The 21148-nt window shown below is 72.6% G+C and carries 18 protein-coding genes; 8 read left to right on the plus strand and 10 right to left on the minus strand.

Annotation, left to right across the window (positions count from 1 at the left end; all coding sequences use genetic code 11):
* The first annotated feature begins 344 nt into the window (after positions 1–344).
* From ACZ7OH_RS13390 to ACZ7OH_RS13400, 3 genes are read left to right on the plus strand one after another with little or no spacing between them, the layout of a single operon-like run.
* Positions 345–1127, plus strand: coding sequence for an IclR family transcriptional regulator (locus ACZ7OH_RS13390; RefSeq protein WP_400896034.1), 783 nt, complete (start codon positions 345–347; stop codon positions 1125–1127).
* Positions 1124–2809, plus strand: coding sequence for an L-lactate permease (locus tag ACZ7OH_RS13395; protein WP_470281056.1), 1686 nt, complete (start codon positions 1124–1126; stop codon positions 2807–2809). Before ACZ7OH_RS13390 ends, ACZ7OH_RS13395 begins: the two co-directional genes overlap by 4 nt.
* A gap of 10 nt (positions 2810–2819) precedes the next feature.
* The gene (locus ACZ7OH_RS13400; RefSeq protein WP_470281057.1) at positions 2820–3374 is read left to right on the plus strand and encodes an HD domain-containing protein; all 555 of its coding nucleotides are present in this window, start codon (positions 2820–2822) and stop codon (positions 3372–3374) included.
* Between the two features lie 115 nt (positions 3375–3489).
* On the opposite strand, the gene ACZ7OH_RS13405 is transcribed toward ACZ7OH_RS13400, so the two are convergent.
* Genes ACZ7OH_RS13405 through ACZ7OH_RS13415 form a run of 3 tightly spaced genes read right to left on the minus strand, consistent with a single transcriptional unit; the run spans position 3490 to position 5567 of the window.
* On the minus strand, positions 3490–4755 hold the full coding sequence (locus ACZ7OH_RS13405) for an RNA polymerase sigma factor (protein WP_470281058.1): 1266 nt from the start codon (positions 4753–4755) through the stop codon (positions 3490–3492).
* A 39-nt stretch (positions 4756–4794) separates the two neighbouring features.
* The gene (locus ACZ7OH_RS13410) at positions 4795–5142 is read right to left on the minus strand and encodes a YciI family protein (protein WP_470281059.1); all 348 of its coding nucleotides are present in this window, start codon (positions 5140–5142) and stop codon (positions 4795–4797) included.
* Positions 5142–5567, minus strand: coding sequence for a YciI family protein (locus ACZ7OH_RS13415; protein WP_470281060.1), 426 nt, complete (start codon positions 5565–5567; stop codon positions 5142–5144). Before ACZ7OH_RS13415 ends, ACZ7OH_RS13410 begins: the two co-directional genes overlap by 1 nt.
* Before the next feature lie 146 nt (positions 5568–5713).
* On the opposite strand from ACZ7OH_RS13415, the gene ACZ7OH_RS13420 reads away from it, so the two are divergent.
* Complete coding sequence (locus tag ACZ7OH_RS13420; protein ID WP_470281061.1) at positions 5714–6685, plus strand: small ribosomal subunit Rsm22 family protein; 972 nt, start codon at positions 5714–5716, stop codon at positions 6683–6685.
* On the plus strand, positions 6682–7254 hold the full coding sequence (locus tag ACZ7OH_RS13425; RefSeq protein ID WP_470281062.1) for a dihydrofolate reductase family protein: 573 nt from the start codon (positions 6682–6684) through the stop codon (positions 7252–7254). Before ACZ7OH_RS13420 ends, ACZ7OH_RS13425 begins: the two co-directional genes overlap by 4 nt.
* On the opposite strand, the gene ACZ7OH_RS13430 is transcribed toward ACZ7OH_RS13425, so the two are convergent.
* Entirely contained in the window at positions 7251–8087 is an 837-nt protein-coding gene (locus ACZ7OH_RS13430; protein ID WP_470281063.1) for a maleylpyruvate isomerase family mycothiol-dependent enzyme, read from the minus strand. The genes ACZ7OH_RS13425 and ACZ7OH_RS13430 overlap by 4 nt on opposite strands.
* A gap of 64 nt (positions 8088–8151) precedes the next feature.
* On the opposite strand from ACZ7OH_RS13430, the gene ACZ7OH_RS13435 reads away from it, so the two are divergent.
* Positions 8152–9477 (plus strand): sensor histidine kinase, encoded by a 1326-nt coding sequence (locus ACZ7OH_RS13435; protein ID WP_470281064.1) that lies wholly within the window; start codon positions 8152–8154, stop codon positions 9475–9477.
* 56 nt (positions 9478–9533) lie between these two features.
* Positions 9534–10841, plus strand: a complete 1308-nt coding sequence (locus tag ACZ7OH_RS13440) for a DUF2079 domain-containing protein (protein ID WP_470281065.1) — start codon at positions 9534–9536, stop codon at positions 10839–10841.
* Between the two features lie 239 nt (positions 10842–11080).
* On the opposite strand, the gene ACZ7OH_RS13445 is transcribed toward ACZ7OH_RS13440, so the two are convergent.
* The 6 genes from ACZ7OH_RS13445 to ACZ7OH_RS13470 form a co-directional block, all read right to left on the minus strand.
* Entirely contained in the window at positions 11081–11656 is a 576-nt protein-coding gene (locus ACZ7OH_RS13445) for a DUF4232 domain-containing protein (RefSeq protein WP_470281442.1), read from the minus strand.
* Positions 11657–11691: 35 nt separating this feature from the next.
* Complete coding sequence (locus tag ACZ7OH_RS13450; RefSeq protein ID WP_470281066.1) at positions 11692–12183, minus strand: DUF4232 domain-containing protein; 492 nt, start codon at positions 12181–12183, stop codon at positions 11692–11694.
* A 131-nt stretch (positions 12184–12314) separates the two neighbouring features.
* Complete coding sequence (locus tag ACZ7OH_RS13455) at positions 12315–14831, minus strand: CHAT domain-containing protein (protein ID WP_470281067.1); 2517 nt, start codon at positions 14829–14831, stop codon at positions 12315–12317.
* Between the two features lie 169 nt (positions 14832–15000).
* The gene (locus ACZ7OH_RS13460) at positions 15001–15486 is read right to left on the minus strand and encodes a hypothetical protein (RefSeq protein WP_470281068.1); all 486 of its coding nucleotides are present in this window, start codon (positions 15484–15486) and stop codon (positions 15001–15003) included.
* Positions 15483–16058 carry an RNA polymerase sigma factor gene (locus ACZ7OH_RS13465; protein ID WP_400896063.1) on the minus strand — a complete coding sequence of 192 codons (576 nt, stop codon included), beginning with the start codon at positions 16056–16058 and terminating at the stop codon, positions 15483–15485. The genes ACZ7OH_RS13460 and ACZ7OH_RS13465 overlap by 4 nt, the downstream gene beginning before the upstream one ends.
* On the minus strand, positions 16055–17677 hold the full coding sequence (locus tag ACZ7OH_RS13470; RefSeq protein ID WP_470281069.1) for a S8 family serine peptidase: 1623 nt from the start codon (positions 17675–17677) through the stop codon (positions 16055–16057). The genes ACZ7OH_RS13465 and ACZ7OH_RS13470 overlap by 4 nt, the downstream gene beginning before the upstream one ends.
* A gap of 182 nt (positions 17678–17859) precedes the next feature.
* Here ACZ7OH_RS13470 and ACZ7OH_RS13475 point away from each other — a divergent pair, with 182 nt between their 5' ends.
* A complete protein-coding gene (locus tag ACZ7OH_RS13475) occupies positions 17860–21006 on the plus strand; it encodes a SpvB/TcaC N-terminal domain-containing protein (RefSeq protein WP_470281070.1) in 3147 nt (1048 codons plus the stop codon).
* The last annotated feature ends 142 nt before the right edge of the window (positions 21007–21148 follow it).

Below are 21148 nucleotides of genomic sequence, written 5' to 3' on the forward strand. Positions count from 1 at the left end.
GCCGAGCCGGGCGTCTTGAATGATCCATTCCGGTCTTCGCAGGTCCCGAATGAGCCATTCGCGACCTGCGCCAAGAACAGCCTCTACTCCCTTCACAACCCATTCACGAATCTGAACACGCAACTGTCGAACTCGTCGAACGACGCCGTCAACGCCTCCGCAACCGCCATAGGTAGGAAACTTAACCATCGGAGGTTGTACCAATTAGCGTCCACAAGTAACCGCATTCTCCCTGAGACGTTTCAAGATCTTCCGCACATACATCGGAGGTGTTACCGTCCAACCCCACCCAGCGGAAATGCGTACCGCTGAGCGGAAACCGGGAACGTCCAACGGAGGGCAGCGTGGGACCGGAGCGCGGGCTGGAGAACAGCGGAACTCTCGAACGCGGGCTCGCGGTGCTCGAGCACGTGGGTCGGCACCAGGAGATTTCCACCAATGCGATCGCGCGGCAACTGGGGCTTTCCCGGAGCGCCGCCTACCGGATCGTCGGCACCCTGAAGAGCCTCGAATACCTCGAAGCCGACCAGGTCACCGGGCGGGTGCGACTCGGCACGCGGCTCGTCGAACTCGGGGCGCGCGCCATGGCCGCCACCGATCTGCACCGCTGTGCGCCGCGGTACCTCGCGTCGCTCGCCGAACGGTCCGGGGAGACCACCTACCTCGCCGTTCCGGACAACGACACCATGGTCTACGTCGCCACCGAACGCAGTGCCAGCGCCGTCACCCTCGCCTGCCGGCTCGGCACTCGGCGACCGCAGCACGCCACCTCGCTCGGGAAAGCCTGGCTCGCCGCGCTGCCCGAAGCCGATCGGGCCGAGCGCGTGCGGCGCATGAAACTGGACTCCCTCACGCTCAAGACGATCAACGATCCCCTGCGCCTGCTCGACGACCTCGCCCGGACCAGCCGTCGCGGGTGGGCGATCGACGAGGTCGAGAACGAGCCGGACGTCGGGTGCGTCGCCGCCGCCGTGCGGGACCACTCCGGACGGCCCATCGCCGCCATCAGCATCGCCGGGCCCGCGCCGCGGGTGCTGCGCCGGCTCGACGAGCTCGGCGCCTCCGTCGCCGGGACCGCCGCCGCCCTTTCGCTGCGGCTCGGGTACGTCCGGGGGCAGCGGGGATGACCTGGCTCCAGGACTACCAGCCCGCGGGCGGCCTGTGGCTCTCCGCGCTGCTGGCCGCGCTCCCGATCGTCGTGCTGCTCGTCGCGCTCGGCGTCGTCCGGCTGTCCGCGCACCTTTCGGCCGCGCTCGCGCTGGTCACCGCGCTCGGTGTCGCGCTGCTGCTGTACCGGATGCCGGCCGGGCTCGCGTTCGACGCCGCGGCCATGGGCGTGGTCTTCGGTGTGTGGTCGGTGGCCTGGATCGCGTTCCACGCCGTCTACTTCCACAACGTCACCGTCGCCACCGGCCGGTTCGACGCCATGAAGCGCGTGCTCGCCGGCTTCAGCGAGGACCGGCGGCTGCAGGCGCTGCTCATCGCGTTCGGCTTCGGCGCGCTGCTCGAAGGCGTCGCGGGCGGCGGGTCGCCGATCGCGATCACCGCCGCGATGATGGCCGCGCTCGGGTTCCCGCCGGTGAAGGCCGTCGTGCTCGCGCTGCTGGCGAACACCGCGCCAGTCGCGTTCGGCGGCCTCGGCAACCCGCTGATCGTGCTCGGCCGGCTGACCGCGCCGATCATGCACCTCAAACAGGACCAAGCCACCGAGCTGTTCTCAGCGGCCGTCGGCCGCCAGGTTCCGGTGCTGGCGCTGATCATCCCCGCGTTCCTGGTTGTCGTCCTGGCCGGCTGGAAGCGCATGCTCGAGGTGTGGCCCGCGGTGCTGACCGCCGGGCTCGCGTTCGCGGCCATGCAGTTCGTCGCGTCCAACTACATCAGCGCGAGCCTCGTCGACGTCCTCGCCGCGCTCACCGCGATGGCCGCGCTGTGGGTCCTTACGCGGTTCTGGCAGCCGGCGTCGGTGTGGCGGTTCGAGGGCGAAGAAAGCGCTGTCAAAAGCCTGGGTGCGGCGCAGGCCGAACGCGGCGCGCTCCACGCGTGGATGCCCTACATCATCCTGATCCTGGCGATCTTCCTGTCCCGGATCGGCACGATCTTCAAGAACCTCCCCACCTGGCTGGACCTGACGAAGCTGCTGCACAAGGCCGACTGGATCTTCGCCTGGCCGGGGCTGCACAACCACGTCGTCCAGCACCCGCCGATCACCGCGAAGAACGCGCCGTACGCGGCGACGTTCACGGTCGACTTCCTGTTCTCGCCGGGCACGGTCGCGCTGGTCGCGGCGGTCATCGCCGGCTTCGCGATGGGCGCGCGGCCGGGGCTGCTGCTCAAGACGTACCGCGAAACGCTGTTCCAGATGCGCTGGGCGCTCGCGACGATCTTCATGATCCTGGCGATCGCGTTCGTGATGAACTACTCGGGCGCAACGCAGACGCTGGGCCTCGCCCTGGCGACGACGGGCGCGGTCTTCCCGCTGTTCTCGGCCTACATCGGCTGGCTGGGCGTGTTCCTGACCGGCTCGGACGCGTCGACGAACAGCCTGTTCGGCCCCATGCAGGTGATTTCGGCCCAGCAGCTGAACCTGAACCCGATCCTGGCCGGCGCGACGAACACGTCCGGTGGCGTGATGGGCAAGATGATCTCGCCGCAGAACCTCTCGATCGGCGCGACGGCGATCGGGCAGAGCGGCAAGGAGGGATCGCTGCTGCGGCAGACTTTCCTGTGGTCCCTGCTGCTGACCGCGGTCGTCGGCGTGATCTCCCTGCTGCAGGCGACGATCCTGACGGCGATGATCCCGTCGCCCTAGGCTGGGCGGCATGAGTGCTGACGGTCTGGCGTCCTTCGGGTACGAGCTGGGTCTGCTGAAGCGCGTCCGGCGGTCGGGCTGGTGGCACGCCGGGGTCCGCGACCCGGAGTCGGTCGGCGAGCACAGCCTGCGGGCCGCCCAGCTGGCGGCGCTGATCGCGGCGGAGGAGGGGGCGTCGCCGGAGCGGGCGGCGTTCCTGGCGGTGTGGCACGACACGCAGGAGACCCGGACGGGTGACCTGCCGCTGACGGCCGTCGACTACCTGGAGAAGCCGCGGCCGCGGGCGATCACGGCCGACCAGACCGACCGGCTTCCGGTCCGGTCGAAGGACCTGGTCCGGGCGGCGGTGGACGAGTACGAGACCCGCGAGACGGCGGAAGCGTTGTGCGCCAAGGATGCCGACAAGCTGGAGATGCTGCTGCAGGCCCTCGAATACCGGGACGTCGGCGTGCGGCGCGTCGACGAGTGGATCGAGTCCGCCCGGAAGGGATTGACGACCGAGACCGCGAAGAGGATCGCCGAAGCCGCGTTGACGCTGTCGCCGATGGCCTGGCGGGACCGCTGATCCAGGTCCCCCGTCGTCGCCGACCAGCAGCCCGCCGGCGCGGAACCACAGGTACCCCGCGACCAGCGCACTGCGGACGTCCCGGAAACCCCGCAGCAGCGAGGCGAGCACGGCGTCAGCTGCTCACCGCCGTCGCGCGGTCCAGCAGCAGCGCCCGCTCGCGCGCGTTCTCCGTCATCTCCGCCGCCCGCCTGAACTCCTGCTCGGCCTCCGCCGTCCGGCCCAGTTTCTGCAGCAGGTCGCCGCGGACGCTCGGGAGCAGGTGGTAGTCCTTCAACGCCGGGTCGTCGGCCACCGCGTCGACCACCGCCAAGCCGGCCGCGGGGCCGGCCGCCATCGCCACCGCGACCCCGCGGTTCAGCTCGATCACCGGGGACGGCTGGAGCTTCCCGAGCCCTTCGTACAGCGCCGCGATGCGCGCCCAGTCCGTCTCGTCGGCCGTGCGGGCGCGCGCGTGGCAGGCCGCGATCGCCGCCTGGGCCGAGTACGGGCCGTACGCGCCGTCGGCGATCTGCTCCGACAACGTCAACGCGGCCAGGCCGTGCTGGATCAGGAACCGGTCCCAGCGGCTGCGGTCCTGGTCGAGCAGCAGCACCGGCTCGCCGTTCGGGCCGGTGCGGGCCTTCGACCGCGACGACTGCAGCTCCATCAGCGCGACCAGGCCGTGCACCTCGGACTCGCCCGGCATCAGCCCGGCGAGGACGCGGCCGAGGCGCATCGCCTCTTCGCACAGCGCCGGGCGCATCCAGTCGTCGCCGCGGGTGGCCGAATAGCCCTCGTTGAACACCAGGTAGATGACCTCGAGCACGGACGACAGCCGGGCGACACGTTCGTCGCCCTCCGGCACCTCGAACGGGACCTTCGCCGCCGCTAGGGCTTTCTTCGCACGCACGATCCGCTGCGCGATCGTCGACTCGCGGACGAGGAACGCGCGCGCGATCTCGTCGGTGGTCAGGCCGCCGAGCATCCGCAGCGTCAGCGCGACGCGGGCCTGCGTGTTCAGCACCGGGTGGCACGCGACGAACAGCAGACGCAGCAGGTCGTCTTCGATGTGGTCGTCGAGGGCGGCGTCGAAGTCGGGCAGGACGCCTTCGCCGACCCGCTCGCCGCGGCCGACCTCCTCGAGCTTCTCCGCGTACCGCTCGTTGCGGCGGAACTGGTCGATCGCGCGGCGCTTGGCGATGGTCATCAGCCACGCGCCGGGGTTGCGCGGCACGCCGGACTCCGGCCACTGCTCCAGCGCCGCTACGAGCGCGTCCTGCGCCAGCTCTTCGGCGAGTCCGACGTCGCCGCGGGCCATGCGGGCCAGGCCCGCGATGAGCCGCGGCGACTCGATCCGCCAAACCGTCTCGACCGTCCTCTGGGCGTCCGCAACCGTCACCCGGCCATTCGACAGGGTGATCGGGTGCGGTGCAACCCACTACTCGGCGATCGGGCGGATCTCGATGACACCGCCCTTCGCCTCGGGGTTCGGCGCGCGCCGCATCAGCGCGACGACGTCCTCGAGGGATTCCCCGTTCAGCACCCAGACGCCGGCGACGAGCTCCTTCGATTCCGCGAAGGGGCCGTCGATGACCTTCGGTTCGGCGTCGCCTTCGAAGAGGACGCGCACCCCCTCGGAACTCGGCGTCAGGCCTTCGGCGAAGACGATCCGGCCGTCGTCGAGCAGCTGCTCGTTGAACTTCGACATCGTCTCCAGCTCTTCGCGGCTGGGTCCGACGCCCGCTTCGGACTCCGGGGTCGACTTGACCATCACCAGGAAGCGCATCACGCCTCCCCCGCGCTCTGCGCGCGAAGCCGTCCCTCCAGCTCCTCGATCTCGGGCGTCATGTTCTCGAAGTCGGACGCCTCGGCGACGCGCCGGATCTCGACCACGCCGGCCTGGCCGTCGGGGTTCGGCATCCGCTTGATCCACTCGACGCACTCGTCGCGGTCGCGGCACTGGAGGATCCAGAACCCGCCGACGAGCTCCTTGGTCTCGGCGAACGGACCGTCGACGACCTTGGGGGCCTCGGTGCCGGAGAACACGACGCGCGCGCCCTGCGAGCTCGGCGTGAGGCCCTCGCCCGCGAGCAGGACGCCGGCCTTGACCAGCTCTTCGTTGAACTTCCCCATCTCGGCCAGCAGCTCGGCGCTCGGGCCGTGCCCGGCCTCGGACTCCTCGTTCGCCTTGACGATCACCATGAACCGCACCGCGGTCTCCCTTCGTTCGTTGCTGCCTACGCGTCGAACGGCCGCGCCCCGGATCGACAGCGTCCGCCAAAAAACTTTCGCGCCGGAAAAGTAGCAGCTCAGGGCCGGTCCGGGCGGGCAATTCGGACAGGGGAGAATCGTCAGCCGTGGCGGTACTCCCCGACGACCTCTCCTCCGCGCTCGACGACGAGCTGGCCCGGCACCCGCTGCCGCGGCTGACGCAGTCCGTCGACCGGCTCAGCACGCGCTACCGCCAAGGTGACGCGGCGACTTCACCGATCCTCACCTCCGAAGCCGACGTCGCCGCGTACGCCGGCTATCGGATGCCGGCCACTTACGCCGCCGTACACGCTGTGCTTGCCGAAGCCGCTTCGCGCGCGCCCGGGTTCGAGCCGCGGACGCAGGTCGACGTCGGCGGCGGTACCGGCGCCGCGGTGTGGGCGGCGGCCGCGGTCTGGCCTTCGCTGGAGAAGTGCACCGTCCTGGAACAGGTCGCCGGGGCCATCGGGCTGGGCAAGCGGCTCGCGGCGGGCGCTTCGCTGCCCGCGGTGCGGGACGCCGAGTGGCGGCGCGGGTTCGTCGACCCGGCGGCGCCGGCGCCGGACGCCGACCTCGTGACGCTCTCGTACGTGCTCGGCGAGCTGCCGGACGCCACCCGTGCGGACGTCGTGCGCTGGCTGGCCGGCTCGGCGGGAACGGTCGCCCTGATCGAGCCGGGGACACCGGCCGGGTACGAGCGGATCCGCGCGGCCCGCGCGCAGCTGATCGAGCTGGGCCTGAACGTCGTCGCGCCGTGCCCGCACGACGCGGCGTGCCCGATCGTGCCCGGCGAGGACTGGTGCCACTTCGCCGCGCGGCTCCCCCGGTCGGGCCTGCACCGCCGGCTCAAGGCGGGCACGCTCGGCTTCGAGGACGAGAAGTTCGCCTACGTCGTCGCTTCGCGGTCGGTGCCAGAGCGACCGGACGCGCGCATCATCCGGCACCCGAAGAAGCACAAGGGCTGGGTCGCGCTGGACCTGTGCACCCCGGACGGGCTCAAGCCCGGCGTGGCGGTTTCGAAGAAGCAGGGCCCGCGCTACCGGGCGGCCCGCGACGCGGAGTGGGGTGACGGCTGGTGACGGTCATCGCGGAGATCAGCATGTCGGCGGACGGGATCGTCGCGGGGCCGGACACGAGCGCGGAGCACCGCCTCGGCCGCGACGGCGAGCTGCTACACGACTGGATCTTCGCCGGAACGGACGCCGATGGCGCGGTCGCGGCCCGGCTGTTCGACGGCACGGGCGCGTTCATCGTCGGCCGCACGATGTTCGAGGTCGGCGTGGATCCTTGGGGCGACGACGGGACGTTCAAGAAGCCGGTGTTCGTGGTGACCAACCGGCCGCACGAGCCGGTGGTGAAGGGCCCGACGACGTTCACGTTCGTCACCGACGGCCCGGAAAGCGCCCTGCGGCAGGCAAAAGCCGCGGCGGGCGACGAGAACGTGATGCTGATGGGCGGCGGCACGACGTTGCGGCAGTACCTGCTGGCGGGGCTGGTCGACGAGCTGCGGCTGCACGTGGTCCCGCTGCTGTTCGGAGCCGGAGTCCGGCTGTTCGACGCCGAAGTCGGGGCGCACGTGAAGCTGGAGCGCACGGCCGTCGAGGAGACGCCGAACGCGACCCACCTGACCTTCCGGGTCCTGAGCTAAGGCATCCGGACGGTCCGCAGGAACGCCGGCAGCAGCCACGGTCGCGGCCCGCCGATCCGCACGCCGCCGCCCAGTACCGCGCGAACTCGGGAAATCCGGCCGAACATCATCGGCACCAGCACCGCCGGGTCGAACGTCAACCGCACGTCCGCGGTCCCGTCCGGTTCCTCGAACCGCAGCCTTCCGTGCCGCAACGCCAGCACCGAAGGCGCCGTCAACGCCGACCGGAACTCGACCGCGATCCGGCGCGGGGACGGCGTCGCGTCGTCGAGCAGGCGGCCCATGTCGTTGCGCACCATGCCGAACAGGAACAGCTCCAGGAACAGCGCCTCGTGCGCCGCCGGGATCGGCCATGGGCGGCGGACCGCGCGGGCGATGTCCAGGCCGTGGATCAGCATCTCGTTGACCAGGTGCGCGAGCACGCCGGCCACCGGCACGCGCGAGCCGCCCAGCCACCACACCGGTTTCTCCGGGTCCAGGTCCTCGCTGACCAGCAGCACTTCGGCGATGTCCGCGCGCAGCCGCTCGGCCAGCCGGACGGGGTCGCGTTCCGGGTAGAGCTCCAGCGCCAGCGCGTTCATCCGCGAGATCGTGTCGACGCTCGCCGCGTTGATCGGCTCCTCGAGGCCCGGCAGGGGCAGCGGACCGCCGTCGCCGCGGATCATCGCGGTGTACATCAGCGCGATCATCCCGACGTGCGACGCCGTTTCGGCGATCGTCCACTCGCCGAGCGAGGTCGCGTGCCCGTACCGCACGCCGGCCACCAGGTCCGCGAACCGGGCGCCGGTCTCCGGCAGCGCCGCGCGCACCGCCTGCCACTTCTCGAGCGTCACGGGTTCGACGGTAGGAGCCCGGACGCCCGTCCCGGATCTCCCAAGGTGCGGTTATCTTCTGGGCATGATCCGGCTCCTGCCCCGGTCGACCCGGTGGCGGGTCGCCCTCTTCGCCGCGCTCGCGACGGCGCTCCTCCTCGGCCTCGGGTCGTACTGGTTCGTGTCGACGCTGCAAGGCCCGCTCGAAGACAACGCCAGGGCCCGGGCGAGCGACAAGGTCGACACGCTGCTCGCCCTGCTGGACTCGGGGGTCGCCCCGGCCGACGTGCCGCGGCAGTACGCCAAGGGCGGCGGGTACCTGATCAGCCGGGAAGCGGCCGACTGCTCGCTCGGCCGGGCGAAGCGGTTCGCCGACGACGAGCCGGTCCGGGTCTACGCGCCGGACTGCGTCATCGTCCAGCCGTTCGGCCTGGACGACCAGCTCTACAGCACCGCGCGGACGAAGGACCGCCGCTACGCGGTCCTGGCGGCGGAGCAGGTCGACCCCCTCGGCCTCGAAACCGTCGCCACCGCCGAGCGGATCCTCTGGGGCGGGGTGCCCGCGGCCGCGCTGCTCGTCGGCGGCGTCGCCTGGTTCGCCGTCCGGCGGTCGCTGCGGGCGGTCGGCGCGATCCGCGCGGAGGTCGACGGCGTGCGCGCGGGCGACCTCGGCCGCCGCGTCCCGGTGCCGGACTCCGGCGACGAGATCACCGAGCTCGCCGTGACGATGAACGAGATGCTGGGCCGGCTCGACCGGTCGGTGCGGCGGCAGAGCCAGTTCACCGCGGACGCGTCGCACGAGCTGCGCACGCCGCTGGCCTCCCTGCGCACCCAGCTCGAGGTGCAGCTCGCCCACCCCGACCGCCTCGACTGGCGGCGCAGCTGCGAGAACGCCGTGCTCGACGTGACGCGGATGGAGACGCTCGCCGCGGATCTGCTGCTGCTCAGCAAGCTGGACGCGGACCAGCCGGCCGGCTCGGAACCGGTGGCGCTGGCGGACGTGGTGACCGCGCACGTCGCCGCGCGAGTCCCCTATGACGGCCTCGAGCTGAACCTCGAAGCGTCGCCGGTGGTGCGCGGCCACGCCGGACGGCTGGAGCGCGTGCTGCGCAACCTCGTCGACAACGCCGAACGCCACGCGAAGAGCCGCGTCACGATCACGATCACCGCGTCCGGCGGCGAGAGCGTGCTGACCGTGCAAGACGACGGACCCGGCATCCCGGCCGAGGAGCGCGAGCGCGTCTTCGACCGGTTCGTGCGGCTGGACGCCGACCGCGCGCGGGAGGACGACGGCGGCGCCGGACTCGGCTTGGCGATCGCCGCGCAGGTCGCGCGCTCGCACGGTGGCACCCTGCGCGTCGCGGACAGCACGTCGGGAGCGCTCCTGGAGCTGCGGCTTCCGCTTGCCTGAAGACGTCTTCAGCTTGCTTAAGCTCCGGTTCAGCGTGGCCCCAAGAGCATCCCGCCATGCTGATCGACTTCGCACCGGTCCAGGTGCGTACGCGCGCGGTCCCCTTCCTTGTCGCCGCGGTCGCCTTCGCCGGGTATGCCGCCTGGTCGCTGCAGCGGCTGCGGACGTTCGACGCGAGCGGCTTCGACCTGGGGATCTTCGAACAGGTCGTCCGGTCGTACGCCCACGGGCGCTGGCCGGTGGCGGACCTGCTCGGCCCGGGCGCGCCGGCGCTCGGCGACCACTTCCACCCGATCTTGGCGCTGCTGGCGCCGTTCTACCTGCTCTGGCCGTCGTCGGCGTGCCTGCTGATCACGCAGGCTTTCCTGTTCGCGCTGTCCGCGGTCCCCGTGACGCGGTGCGCGGTGCGGGTGCTCGGCACTCGCCGGGGCGCGGTCGTCGGCGCGGGGTACGTGCTGTCGTGGGGGTTGCTGTCCGCGGTGAACTTCGACTTCCACGAGGTGTGCTTCGCCGTCCCGATGGTGGCGTTCGCCGCCGAGCACCTGCTGCGCGAACGCTGGCGGGCGGCGGTCTGGTGCGCGCTGCCGCTGGTGCTGGTCAAGGAAGACCTGCCGCTGACGCTCGCCGCGGTGGGTGTCGTGCTGGTGCTCAACGGGCAGCGCCGGCTCGGCTGGGCGGCGATCGGCTTCGGCGTGGCGTGCTCGGCGCTGCTGTTCCTGGTGGTCCTGCCGGCGCTGAATCCGGCCGGGGTGTACGCGCACGGCGGCGGCTTCAACCCGTTCGGCGGCGCGATCGTCAAGGTCTCGATGCTGCTGGCCCTGCTGGTACCGACGGCGTTCGCGGCGCTGCGGTCGCCGCTGCTGTTGCTGGCGGTGCCGACGCTGCTGTGGCGGCTGGTCTCGGCGAACGACCGCTACTGGGGCATGGGCTACCACTACAGCGCGGTCCTGATGCCGATCGTGTTCCTGGCGGGCCTGCGCGGCGCGCGTCGGGCGGCCCGGCTGCTGCCGGCGTGCGCGCTGGTCGCCGGGCTGGCTTCGCTGGGGTTGCAGGCGGCGCACCTGACGGACGGGGTGTGGACGCCGTCGCAGCGAGCCGGCATCGACACGGTCCTGGCGCGCATCCCGTCCGGCGCCACGGTGCTGGCGTCGAACCGGCTGGCCCCGCGGCTGACGTCCCGCTGCACGGTGCTGTTCTTCGACGGCGTGACCGCGGAACGGCCGGAGTGGGTGGCGGTGGCCCGCCCGGAACAGTCGTGGCCGACGACGCTGGCGACGAAGGCGTTCGCTTTGGGCGAGCTGGAGGACACGGGGTATGTGCGCGTCGAGGAGACGGACTCCGTCGTGCTGCTGCACCGTGAGTAGAGGGACCGCAGCGGTAACCGGCCAGTCGGGGGGCGTGCCGGCCGGTTACCGCCGCACGAAGAAAGAGGGAGCCCCACGCCAAGAATGACGCGCGGCCCCCCGCTTCACCCGATCGAGTGACGATTAGGCCGGATCGGCGAGGATGCCGTTGTCCAGCCCGCCACCATCTCTCGCGCCCGGCCGGCAGCCCGGGACGACTCCGGCCCCTCCCACGGCCAGAGCCACCCCGGAGCCCCCGGTCAGGCCGGATCGGCCAGGATGCCGTTCACGTACGAACCCGGGTGCGTCGCCGCGTCCTGGCGTAGTACCGGCAGGTCCGACGGCCACTTCGCCGTCAACGCGATGCGCGAACCTGGTGGGATCGTGTTCAGCTTCGCCGGTGTCCACGTCGGCTCGCCGGGCGACGGCTTGAGGACCGTGATCGTCGCCGAGGCCGTCGTGCCCGGCGTCACCTCGTTGTACTTCACCCCGTTGTCGACGCGCGGCAGGTGGTACACCGGGCCGAACGTTGCGTCGTCCGGGCCGGCCAGGTCGACGCCCGGCACTCCGTACAGGCCGCACGTGTGGTCCGTCGTGTTGCGGTAGGTCAGCGGGATGTCGTACTGGCCCGGCGCGTCGTTCTTCTCCGCCGGCTTGCCCAGCAGGACCTCCAGGTCGGCCGTGGTGCACCGCGGCGTCGCGGTCGACGCCGCGGCCACACCACCGCCGGACCCGCCCGCCGGGGCAACAGCAACAGGAGCCGCAGCCGGAGCCACAGCCGGAGCCGTCCCGCACGCCGCCAGCGCGAACGCGCCCGCCGCCGTGCCGATCCCCATCAGAATGCGCTTCACGTGGATTCCCCTCCCCGAACTCAGTTGCCGACCGGCGTGACCTGGACGGCGTCGCCCTTCACGGCCGCCCCCGCGGGCCACGCGACGCTCACCGGCTGGCCGAACGGCCCGGTCGGCAGGTCGAACGTCACGAAGTCCGGCGCACCCGACGGCGCCGCCGCCGAACGCTGGATGATCCGCGACTCGGCCGGGTGCCCGGCACGCAGGTTCACCGGCAGCGCCTCGCTGCCGTCCGGCGTCGCCGAGACGGCCAGCCGCTGTCCGCCGGCCAGGAAGGACACCGCCGTCGGCGCGCCTTCGAGCTTGCAGTTCGTCATCGGCGACGACGCGGTGTAGGTGAGCACGTAAGCCTCGTGCCCGGCGGCGTTCGACGGATCCGGTGCCACCGACACGCGGACGTCCGAAGCCCCGCACGGGTGGTCGCTCGGCATGGCGTTCGCGGCCCCCGCCGCCAGCACCAGCCCGCCGGCCACCAGACCCCCGGTGAGCAACGCGGTCGCAGTGCGCTTCATGGTCGTCCTCCCTCGTTCCGTGATCAACTGGACTCACCGGTAGAGATGCCCACGGGCCACCCGGGGATGCGCCGGGATGGGGTCGATCACCGGAAAGCAACCTCGGTGAACCCCAAGCGTCAAAAGGAATGTCAGCTGCGACCGAAGCAGACGAACGGCATCAGCGGCTCCGCGTGAGCCGCGTCGGCCAGGGCACGCGCAGGGGGCGTGCCCGCCGACAGCGCGCGGTGGTAGGCCAGCATGACCCCGCCCGCCGTCCGGTCGTCGACCCGCGCCACGCTCGACACCACGGTCCGGCTGCCGCCGTAGAGCAACGCCGCCGTGAAGCCGAGGACCTCGTCGCCGGCCCGGACCACCGTCTGGCCGACGTCGCACGACGACAGCACCACGTGCTCCGGCGCCGTCGAAAGCTGCTGGACGTCGTAAGCCATCAACGGCCCGTCGGCCAGGTTGAGCCGGGAGAACAGCACGTTCTCCTGTTCGTGGTGGCCGTGCGCGGCGAAGTGCGCGAGCCGGCAGCCGTCGAACGCCTTGAGCGTCGCCGCGACCGTCGCGTCCGGCCCGGTCAGCACCTCGGCCTCCGGGTAGAGCGGCGCCAGCGACGAAACCTCGGTCTCCGCGTGGGTCAGGTCCGAGCCCGCGACCAGCAGCGGCGCCCCGGCCGCCCGGCGCGGACGGCGGCCCGCGTCCAGCCACGCCGACGACGACGGCGTGACCGTCACCGGGCGCCCGCGCAACGTCGGCAGCAGACCCCACGGGATGGCCGAAAGCGCGCCGGTCGGCACGACGACGACGTCGAGGTCGCCCAGCCGCGAAGCCAGCGGCGCCAGCAGGATCGAGTCCAGCGCGGTGACCTGTGTGCGCACCGAGCGGCGGATGACCTGGTCGAGCTGCGGCGGCAGCTGGCGGCCGCACAACGCGTCGAGGTCGCTGTGCAGCCGCGCGACCGGCTCGGCGACGGCCGACGCCGGGCCCAGCTCGATCAGCGCGACCCGGTGGTTCGCGATCACCTGCGCGCACAACGCGCCGTGGTCGGCGAGGAAGCAGACCATCGCGCTGCCGGTTTCGGCGAGCTCGTCGCCGACTTCGCGCAGCTTCGCCTCGGGGTGGTCGACGTCGGTGCCTTCGGCCTGCCAGCCCTTGGCGCGGATCTCGCGTTCCAGCGCGGCGCACCGCTTCGCGGCCTGGGCGTCCGGCTTGCCGGACAGCTCGCCGGCGCGGATCTGCATCGAGAGGTACCGCAGCTCGGCGACGGCGTCGACGGTCTCGGGGTGCGCGGGCGGGCGCACCGGCCGGAACCGGAACGCCTGCGCGCGCGAGCGGTCGAGCCACCGGAACACGACGCCGGGCGACCGCTGGGCGAGCGCGGCGGCGAGGCCCGCGTCGGCGAGTTCCTTGCCGAGCGACGTCGTCCCGGTCAGCAGGTCGATGCTGCCGAACCGGCCGCGGTGGCGCTCCAGCTGCGTCAGCCCGGCGCGCGCGTTGGCGAAGGTGATGCGCCGCTCGCCGCTCGCGGCCCCGAGTTCGGCCAGCGCGAGCCGGCGCACCAGCCGGTTTTCCAGGGGCGCGGCCCGGCGGTCGCGGGCGGCGATGCCGGCCCGGGCGCGGTCGAGGTCGCCGAGGGCGATGCACGCGCGGGCGGCCAGCAGCGCCGCGATTTCGGCGTCGTTGCGCAGGCCCAGCCCGGTGAGCCGGTCGGCCAGCGCGGTCGCCTCGGCGGCGACGCGGGCGATCCGACGTCCGGCGGCGAAGTCCGCGCGCAGCACGGTCAGCTGTGCGACCGCCGCCCAGGTTTCGTTGCCGCGACGGCGAAATCTCCGTTCGGCGCGGCCGGCCCAGCTACGCGCGGTCGACGGCTCGCCGCCGGCCAGCGCGGCCAGCGCGCGGGTCAGCTCGGCTTCGGCGTGCTCCTGGTTCATCCGCAGCCGCGGGAACTGCTCGAGGGCGGCGTCCAGTTCGGCCGCGGCCTCCTGCGGCAGCCCGGCGGCGAGCAGCGCGCGGGCCTTGTCGACGGCCAGCACCGGCAGCATCCCGACGCTCTGTTCGGCGTAGAACCCGCTGGCCGCGTCGAAGTCCCGCAGCGCGCCCGGGATGTCGCCGGTCAGGACGCGCGCCTGACCGCGTCCGTGGGCCGCTTTGGCGAAGATCCGGGCCAGGCCCTCTTCTTCGGGTTGCCCGGCGCCGATCTGCTCGCACTGGTCGAGATCGGCGAGCGCGAGCCGGACGCGGCCGGCGTACTGGTGCAGCATGGCGCGGTTGAGCAGCGTCCGGGCGAGCACGACGAACTCGCCGGCCTGGCGCAGCAACGGGATCGCTTCGTCGAAGCAGACCAGGGCTTCGTCCATCCGGCCGATCAGGATGAAGACGAGACCCCGTTGCTGGCGCAGGATCCCCCGCCCGACGTCGGAGACGAGGACGTCGGCTTCGTCGAGCAGGGCCAGGCCGCGGGTGCTGTTCCCGAGCGCGGTTTCGACGGCGGCGTACGTGCCGAGGACGCGCGTGGCGAGGTCGGTCCAGGCGGGCCATTCCGGCGGCGGTTGCGTGGCGGGCAGGCCGAGCAGCCTTGCGGCGGAACGGATCAGCCGCCCGCCGACGACGGGCTGGCCGTTGTTGGTCGCCGCGACCGCACGCCGATGCAGGTCGCGCACCCGGTCTTCCGCCTTCGGCGACGAGACCACAGGCTGCCCTTCCGGCCGGGGCCGTCCCCCTCGGCCGAGAAGGACGTCCCGGATCGTACCTCCGGGCCGTGGCGGTCCGGGGTTTTCGCCGGGTGGACAGATTTTCACTTGTGGGCACGGCAACCGGGCCGCTTCCGCCCTACAGCTCGACAGCCGGCGTGCTCACCGTCCTCGACCGCCCCAGGGTCCGCACCAGCACCTGGACCATCCCGTGCGGCACGCCGCTCACCGCGAACCGCCCTTCGGCGTCCGATGTGGTCGTCAGCGGGCCGTTCGCCGTGCGCACCTCGATCGGGTGTTCCGCCGGCGGGGTCAGCCACCCGTCCAGCCGGATCGTCCCCCCGGGCTCGGGGCTCACGTTCACCATGATCGTCAGGCTCTCGCTGTCGAACGTGATCAGCCGGCCCTGCTCGGCGGCGCTTCGCGCGCCCGCCAATCCCTCCTGTTCCCGGATCCGCATCACTTCGAGGTCGACGTCCTCCAGCTGGATCGCGAACCGGATCTGGTCCACCAGCGTGGCGGGCATCGGGTCGGCGTCTTCCCACAGCTCGCGCAATCCGGTCAGCAACCGGAAGTCGAGCTCGTCCAAGGGCTCGTTCGCGCCGGGTGGTTCGACGGTGGTCACAGCCAATCTCCTTCGCCGTTGGCGAGTAGCTGCTCGCGCAGGCGCGCGAGGCAACGTCCCCTGGTCGGGCCGATACTCCCCCTCGGCATTCCCAGCCGGGCGCCCACTTCGGCGTAGTCCGGCCGGTGCACGAACGCCACGATCCGCAGCAGGCTGCGGCAGCGTTCGGGCAGTGCGTCGACCGCGCGCCACAACCGCGCGCGCTGGTCGTCGCGCAGCACCCCCTCCTCGGGTGCCGGTGACGCTTCGGTCAGCCGCTCCGGAAGCTCCGGCAACGGCCGTTCGACCTGGCGTTTTTCCCCAGCCCGCCAGGCCTCCCGTTTGGTCACGGTGATCAGCCAGCCGGTCAGCGCGACCGGCGAGCGGATCTCCGCGAACGAGCCGAGCAGGCGCAGCCACGTCGTCTGCACGACGTCGCCGGCCTGATCGGCGTCCAGGCCCTGGTCGCGCGCGACCTGCCAGAGCAGCGGCGTGAGCAGGGAAACCAGTTCGTCCAGCGCCGCGCGGTCGCCCGACCGCGCGGCGTCGAACAGGGCCGCTACCCGGCTGTGATCGGTCTTGGCCACGTTCACAGCGAGCCCAGCGCGGTCCAGGCGCGCTTGACGACGGTGTCGCGGTCGACCGTGGCCAGGTCGCCCGAGTGGAACAACGCCTTCGCGATCTCGGCGGCGGCGAGCGGCGCCGCGAACGACGTCCCGTCCCAGACCGCGAAGCCGGCGCTGTAGTCGTCCGGGTCGAAGGAACCGCGGCCGGGCAGCTCGTGGTCGGCGGCCGCGCTGCCGCGGACGTCGTCCGGGTACGTGCTGACGACGCCGGCGCCGGTCGCCCAGCAGCGCACCCACGGGCCTTCGTTCGAGAACAGCGCCCGGGTGGTGCCGGCGTCGGGGTTGAGCGCCCCGACGCTGATCACCTGCGGGCCGCAGCCGCTGCCGAGCGGCTGGTCGGCGAACGCCGCCGGGTAGAAGCGGCGGGTGGTGGCGTCGTTGCCCGCGGCCGCGACCACCAGCACGCCCAGGGAGAGCAGGTCGGCGATCGCCGCGCCGAAGAGGCCGGTGAACACGACGTCCGCCGGGTCTTCGACGTAGTAGCCCATCGAAATCGACACGATGTCGACCATGTCCTCGGGCCGGTGGTTCGCCTGCGCGTTCCGGACGCGGTCGGCCAGCAGGTGCAGCGCCAGCAGCACATCGGCCTCGTACGCGACGCCGTCGCTGTGCACGACGCGGATCGCGAGGGTGTCGGCTTCGGGGCAGGCCTGCCGGATGATGCCGGCGATGAACAGGCCGTGCCCGGTGTCGGTGTCGATGTCGCCGATCAGCGGCTGGCCGGTCGTCGGCGCGTCCCAGTAGTCCGCGAGCAGCTGCGTCGGCAGGGTGCTCGACGCGAGCTCGGCCTGCAGGACCGCCGCCTGGATGTCCGGGGCGACGGCGAGACCGCTGCCGGCGGGCGGCGGGCCGCTGCGGTCGTCCAGCCCGAACCAGCGGTGCGGGCCGATGCCGGTGTCGAGCACGGCGATGACCGGCCGCCGGTGCGCGGGCTTCTCGCTGCGGTAGGGCGGGTCCGCGGCCAGCGTCACCGGGATCCGGTTGACGCCGTGGGTGCGCCCGTACGAGCTGCCCGGGCCGAACCCGCTGGTCTCCCACGGCGTGCCGCCGAGACCGCTGGTCTCCCACGGCACCCCGCCGAACACCGGCGAGGTGAACAGCAGGTGCTCGACCGACACCTTCGCGACGATCTCCGGGTCGATCTCGGGCTTCTCGCCCGAAGCGGCCGAGCGCAGCAGCTGCAGCGCCTTCCAGCAGTCGACGACGACGGGGTCGGAGTCCTCGCGGACGTTCAGCAGCGCGCGGGCGGGCAGGTCGTCCAGCTGCCGGGCGCGGGCGTACTCCTTCGAGTCGCCGCCCTGGTCGGCGGGGACGGCGTAGACGCCGATGCGGGCGAGCACCCGGTTGATCGCGGCCAGGGTCTCCTGGTCGCGCAGGTACCGGTTGGGGAGCAGGAAGGTGCCCGGCCGGTACACGGTCGTGCGCGGGACCGGCTGCCCGGCGGCGACGACCGCCGTGGCCGGGTCGAGCACCCGCGCGCCGTGCCGGTCGAGCAACTGCCTGGGTGGGGTCGGGAGCTCGTTGAGCGTGCTCGCGTCCTCCGCCGCTACCTCCGCGGTCTCGTCCCGCACGAACTTGACGACCATCGGGTCCACCCTCCGCCATTGATCACTGATGGCACCCGGGAAAGACCCGTGGGCCGCCACTGGGATACGACACCAACATCACGAATGGGTAACGACGACGGCAAACGGGTGAAGACGTATCTGACGGGCCCGGCTCACCCACTTGGCCCCCGGAAGTCACGAATGCATTCGGGGAGATCAGCATGGTTGTGCTCCGGTCGAGCGCGCAGGAGGCGGAACGGCCCGCGCCGGCCCGGGGGCTGGGTGGCCCCTTCACCGCGGACCCGGCCACCGGCGGCGGCTGCTTCGCCGTACCGCTCGACCTGCCGCCGGGTCCTGGCGGCGTCGCGCCCGCGCTGGCGCTGCGCTACACGACCGGCGCGCCGAACGGCGTCTTCGGCGGCGGGTTCGCGCTGCCGCTGCCGCACGTCCGGCTGACCGATGGCCGGGCGGGCTCCGGCGCCGAGGGCAAGCTCGTCCGCCGCGGCGACGGCTTCGTGCTCACCACCCGGTCAGGGGTCCGGCACCTGCTCGGCACGACCGACGGCGGCCGGTCCGCCGGCACGGCCTGGTACCTCGAACGGACCGAGGACGCGTTCGGGAACGCCGTGGACTTCAGCTGGGCGCACCACAGCGGGCAGGCGTACCTCGCGCGCGTGTCCTACGGCCCGTACGAAGTCGACTTCACCTACGAGGAGCGGCCGGACGTCCTGCGCTGGGGCCGCAGCGGCACGCTCGTCACGACGGCGTTGCGCTGCACCCGCGTCGACCTGCGGGTGCCGGCGGACGCGCGGCCGCTCGTGCGCCGGTGGCACTTCGGCTACGACGAGGACGACGTGACCGGGTCTTCGCTGCTGACGTCGGTCGCGCTCACCGGGTTCGACGCGCACGGCGCCGAGGTGGCCGCGCCGGTGCTGCGGCTGGCCTACGCCCGCGCCGAACCGCCGGCGCCGCGGCGGATCCACGTCGCCGCTCCGGCGCGGGCCGGCGGTGGGAGTGGCGGCGTGCTGCTGCTCGACGACACCGTGCCGTCCTACTCCCTCGACCCCGCCGACCTCCCGCGCACCGGGCGGCTGAGCGAGATCGACAACGGCCTCGGGCTGCTCACCTCGGTCGAGTACGCGACCGTCGAGACGGTCCCGGTGGTCCGGCGCGTCACGCGCCACGAGGCGGTCACCGGGCAGACCGGCGTGACGGAGTTCGCCTACCACGACGGCCGGTTCCCCGGCTTCGGCCGCGTCGTCCAGGACGAGCTCGGCGACGAGTACGCGCCCACGCTGCGGACCGTGCGCTGGTTCGGCGACGGCGGGCTCCTCGACAAGGAGGAGGTCTACGGCCTCGACGGGTCCGCCCTGGAGGACCGGCCGTACTTCCGGGTGGAGCACGCTCGCCGTCCGAAGTGGACTCTTTCCGTGGCGGCCGACTTCGAGCGGCACGAGCGGCCGGTCTCGGTGACCACGACGGAGACGGACTTCGACCCCGTCGGCAACCCGGTCCGTGAGGTGCGGACCGTCAAGCGGCCCGGCCGCGAGCCGGTCGTCCGCGACACCCGCACGACGTACGCGACCGCGCCCGAGCGGCGGTTCAGCTCCCTGCCCGCGCGCGTCCGGACGGTGGACGGGAGCGGGAAAGTCCTGTCGGACACGGTGTTCCGGTACGACGAGCGGCCCGACGGCACCGCCGGGTCCCGCGGCCTGCTCACCGCGCGGGAGGAGCTGGCGCTCACCGACGCGCTCGTCGCCGGCGTCTACGGCCCGGTCGTGCCGGACTTCCGGCACCACGGCTACCACCGCCGTCCCGGCGAGGACGGCTGGTGGGTGACGACGTTCCACGGGCGGCTCGACACCGTCGCCGGGCTGCGCACCACGACGACCGGGCCGCACGGCCACACCCACGAGGTGCGGTACTCGGCCGACCGGTGCTTCCCCGAGGTGTTCTCGGACCCGCTCGGGAACGTGACGGCGACCCGGTACGACGTCCGCGTGGCGCGCGTGCGCGAGGTGACCGATCCGGCGGGCGCGGTGACCGCGGTGACGCACGATCCGCTGGGGCGCCCGGAAACCGTGGTGCGACCGGGTGACTCGGCGGACCTGCCGACCGTCCGCTACCGCTACGACGGGGCCCGGGTGACGACCGAGCAGCGTGCGGTGTCCGGCGAGGCCGAGGTGCTCGTGACGTCGGAGCTGCGCGACGGCGCGGGCCGGCTGGTGCAGCGCCGGCACGCCGAGCTGCTCGGCGACGTCGTCGACGAGCAGCACGAGTACTGCGCGCGCGGCCTGCTGTGCCGGACGAGCCGGGCGTTTCGCGCCGGCGATCGGCCGGAGACGTTCGAGGAGTTCCGCTACGACGCGCTGGGCCGTCCACTGAGGACGTCCACATCGGACACTCCGGCGACGGTCGTGCGGGACCTGCTGGGCCGCGAGCTGCGCGACGCGGACGGCGTCGTGCACGCGAGGGACGCCGCCGGCAACGCGGTCGAGACGCGGACCGCGAGCGGGCACACGGTGTACCGCGTGCACGACGCGGCCGACCGCGTGGTCGCGGTGCTGGTCGACGACCCGGGCGGCACCCCGGTCACGACGTTCACCTACCACGACGGCGGGCTCCCGGTGCCGCTCGAAGCGGGGCCGCACAGCTGCGGGCGGCTGGTGCGCGTCGCCGACGAGTCCGGCGTGACGCTGTTCGGCTACGACCCGCTCGGCCACCCGGCCGAGCGGCGCTGGCGGCCGGCGCACATCGCCGTCGAGTACCGGCTGGACGTCACCCGCCGGGCGGACGGACGGCTGTCCGAAGTGGTCTACCCGGACGCGGGCGACGGGCGGCTGACCGTCCGCCACCAGTACGACGAGGTCGGGCGGCTGGTGAGCGTGCCGGGGTTCGTCGACGCGGTCCAGTACGACCTGCGCGGCCGCCGGACGGCGGTGCACTACGCGAACGGCGTCAGCGAGCACTTCACGCCGGAGCACGTCGTCCGCGGCCCGGACGGCCTGCTGCGTTCGATCGCCCCCGGGACGCCGGCGGAACCGCGGCCGGGCAGCGAGATCCGGGACGCGTTCGACCGGCTGCGCGGGGTCCACGGCGACGACGGCGTCAACGCGCTGTACGGCTACGACCACACCGGCCGCCGGGTCCGCACGCTGATCACGAACGGCACGCACATCCACGAGGTGCTGACCCCGGACGACCTGTACGCGATCGAGGACGGCGAGCTGGTGGTCGTGGTGGCGGGCACGGTCCGCCGCCACGCGGACGGCCGCCGCGAGTACCTCCACTTCGACGAGCGCGACGAAGTCGCCTTGATCACCGACGAGCACGGCGCGGTCAGTCGCGCCGGTAGTAGTGGCCGTTGACGCCGTCGTACCGGCCGCCGCTGCGGCAGCACCGGCGGAAACCTCCGCCCGGAACCGCAGGGACACGGGTCGTTGCCACCGAGCTTTTCGACGAGTTCGGTGTCTTCGCCGACCGTTCGGTCGCCGCGTTTGACGCGGGTCT

It is taken from the genome of Amycolatopsis sp. NPDC114478, assembly GCF_055633805.1.

Excerpts from the sequence above, each read along its gene's own strand:
- ACZ7OH_RS13395 (WP_470281056.1), top strand. The coding sequence starts at position 1,124 with ATGACCTGGCTCCAGGACTACCAGCCCGCGGGCGGCCTGTGGCTCTCC.
- ACZ7OH_RS13400 (WP_470281057.1), top strand. The coding sequence starts at position 2,820 with ATGAGTGCTGACGGTCTGGCGTCCTTCGGGTACGAGCTGGGTCTGCTG.
- ACZ7OH_RS13410 (WP_470281059.1), bottom strand. The coding sequence starts at position 5,142 with ATGCGCTTCCTGGTGATGGTCAAGTCGACCCCGGAGTCCGAAGCGGGC.
- ACZ7OH_RS13435 (WP_470281064.1), top strand. The coding sequence starts at position 8,152 with ATGATCCGGCTCCTGCCCCGGTCGACCCGGTGGCGGGTCGCCCTCTTC.
- ACZ7OH_RS13440 (WP_470281065.1), top strand. The coding sequence starts at position 9,534 with ATGCTGATCGACTTCGCACCGGTCCAGGTGCGTACGCGCGCGGTCCCC.
- ACZ7OH_RS13445 (WP_470281442.1), bottom strand. The coding sequence starts at position 11,656 with ATGGGGATCGGCACGGCGGCGGGCGCGTTCGCGCTGGCGGCGTGCGGG.
- ACZ7OH_RS13450 (WP_470281066.1), bottom strand. The coding sequence starts at position 12,183 with ATGAAGCGCACTGCGACCGCGTTGCTCACCGGGGGTCTGGTGGCCGGC.
- ACZ7OH_RS13470 (WP_470281069.1), bottom strand. The coding sequence starts at position 17,677 with ATGGTCGTCAAGTTCGTGCGGGACGAGACCGCGGAGGTAGCGGCGGAG.
- ACZ7OH_RS13475 (WP_470281070.1), top strand. The coding sequence starts at position 17,860 with ATGGTTGTGCTCCGGTCGAGCGCGCAGGAGGCGGAACGGCCCGCGCCG.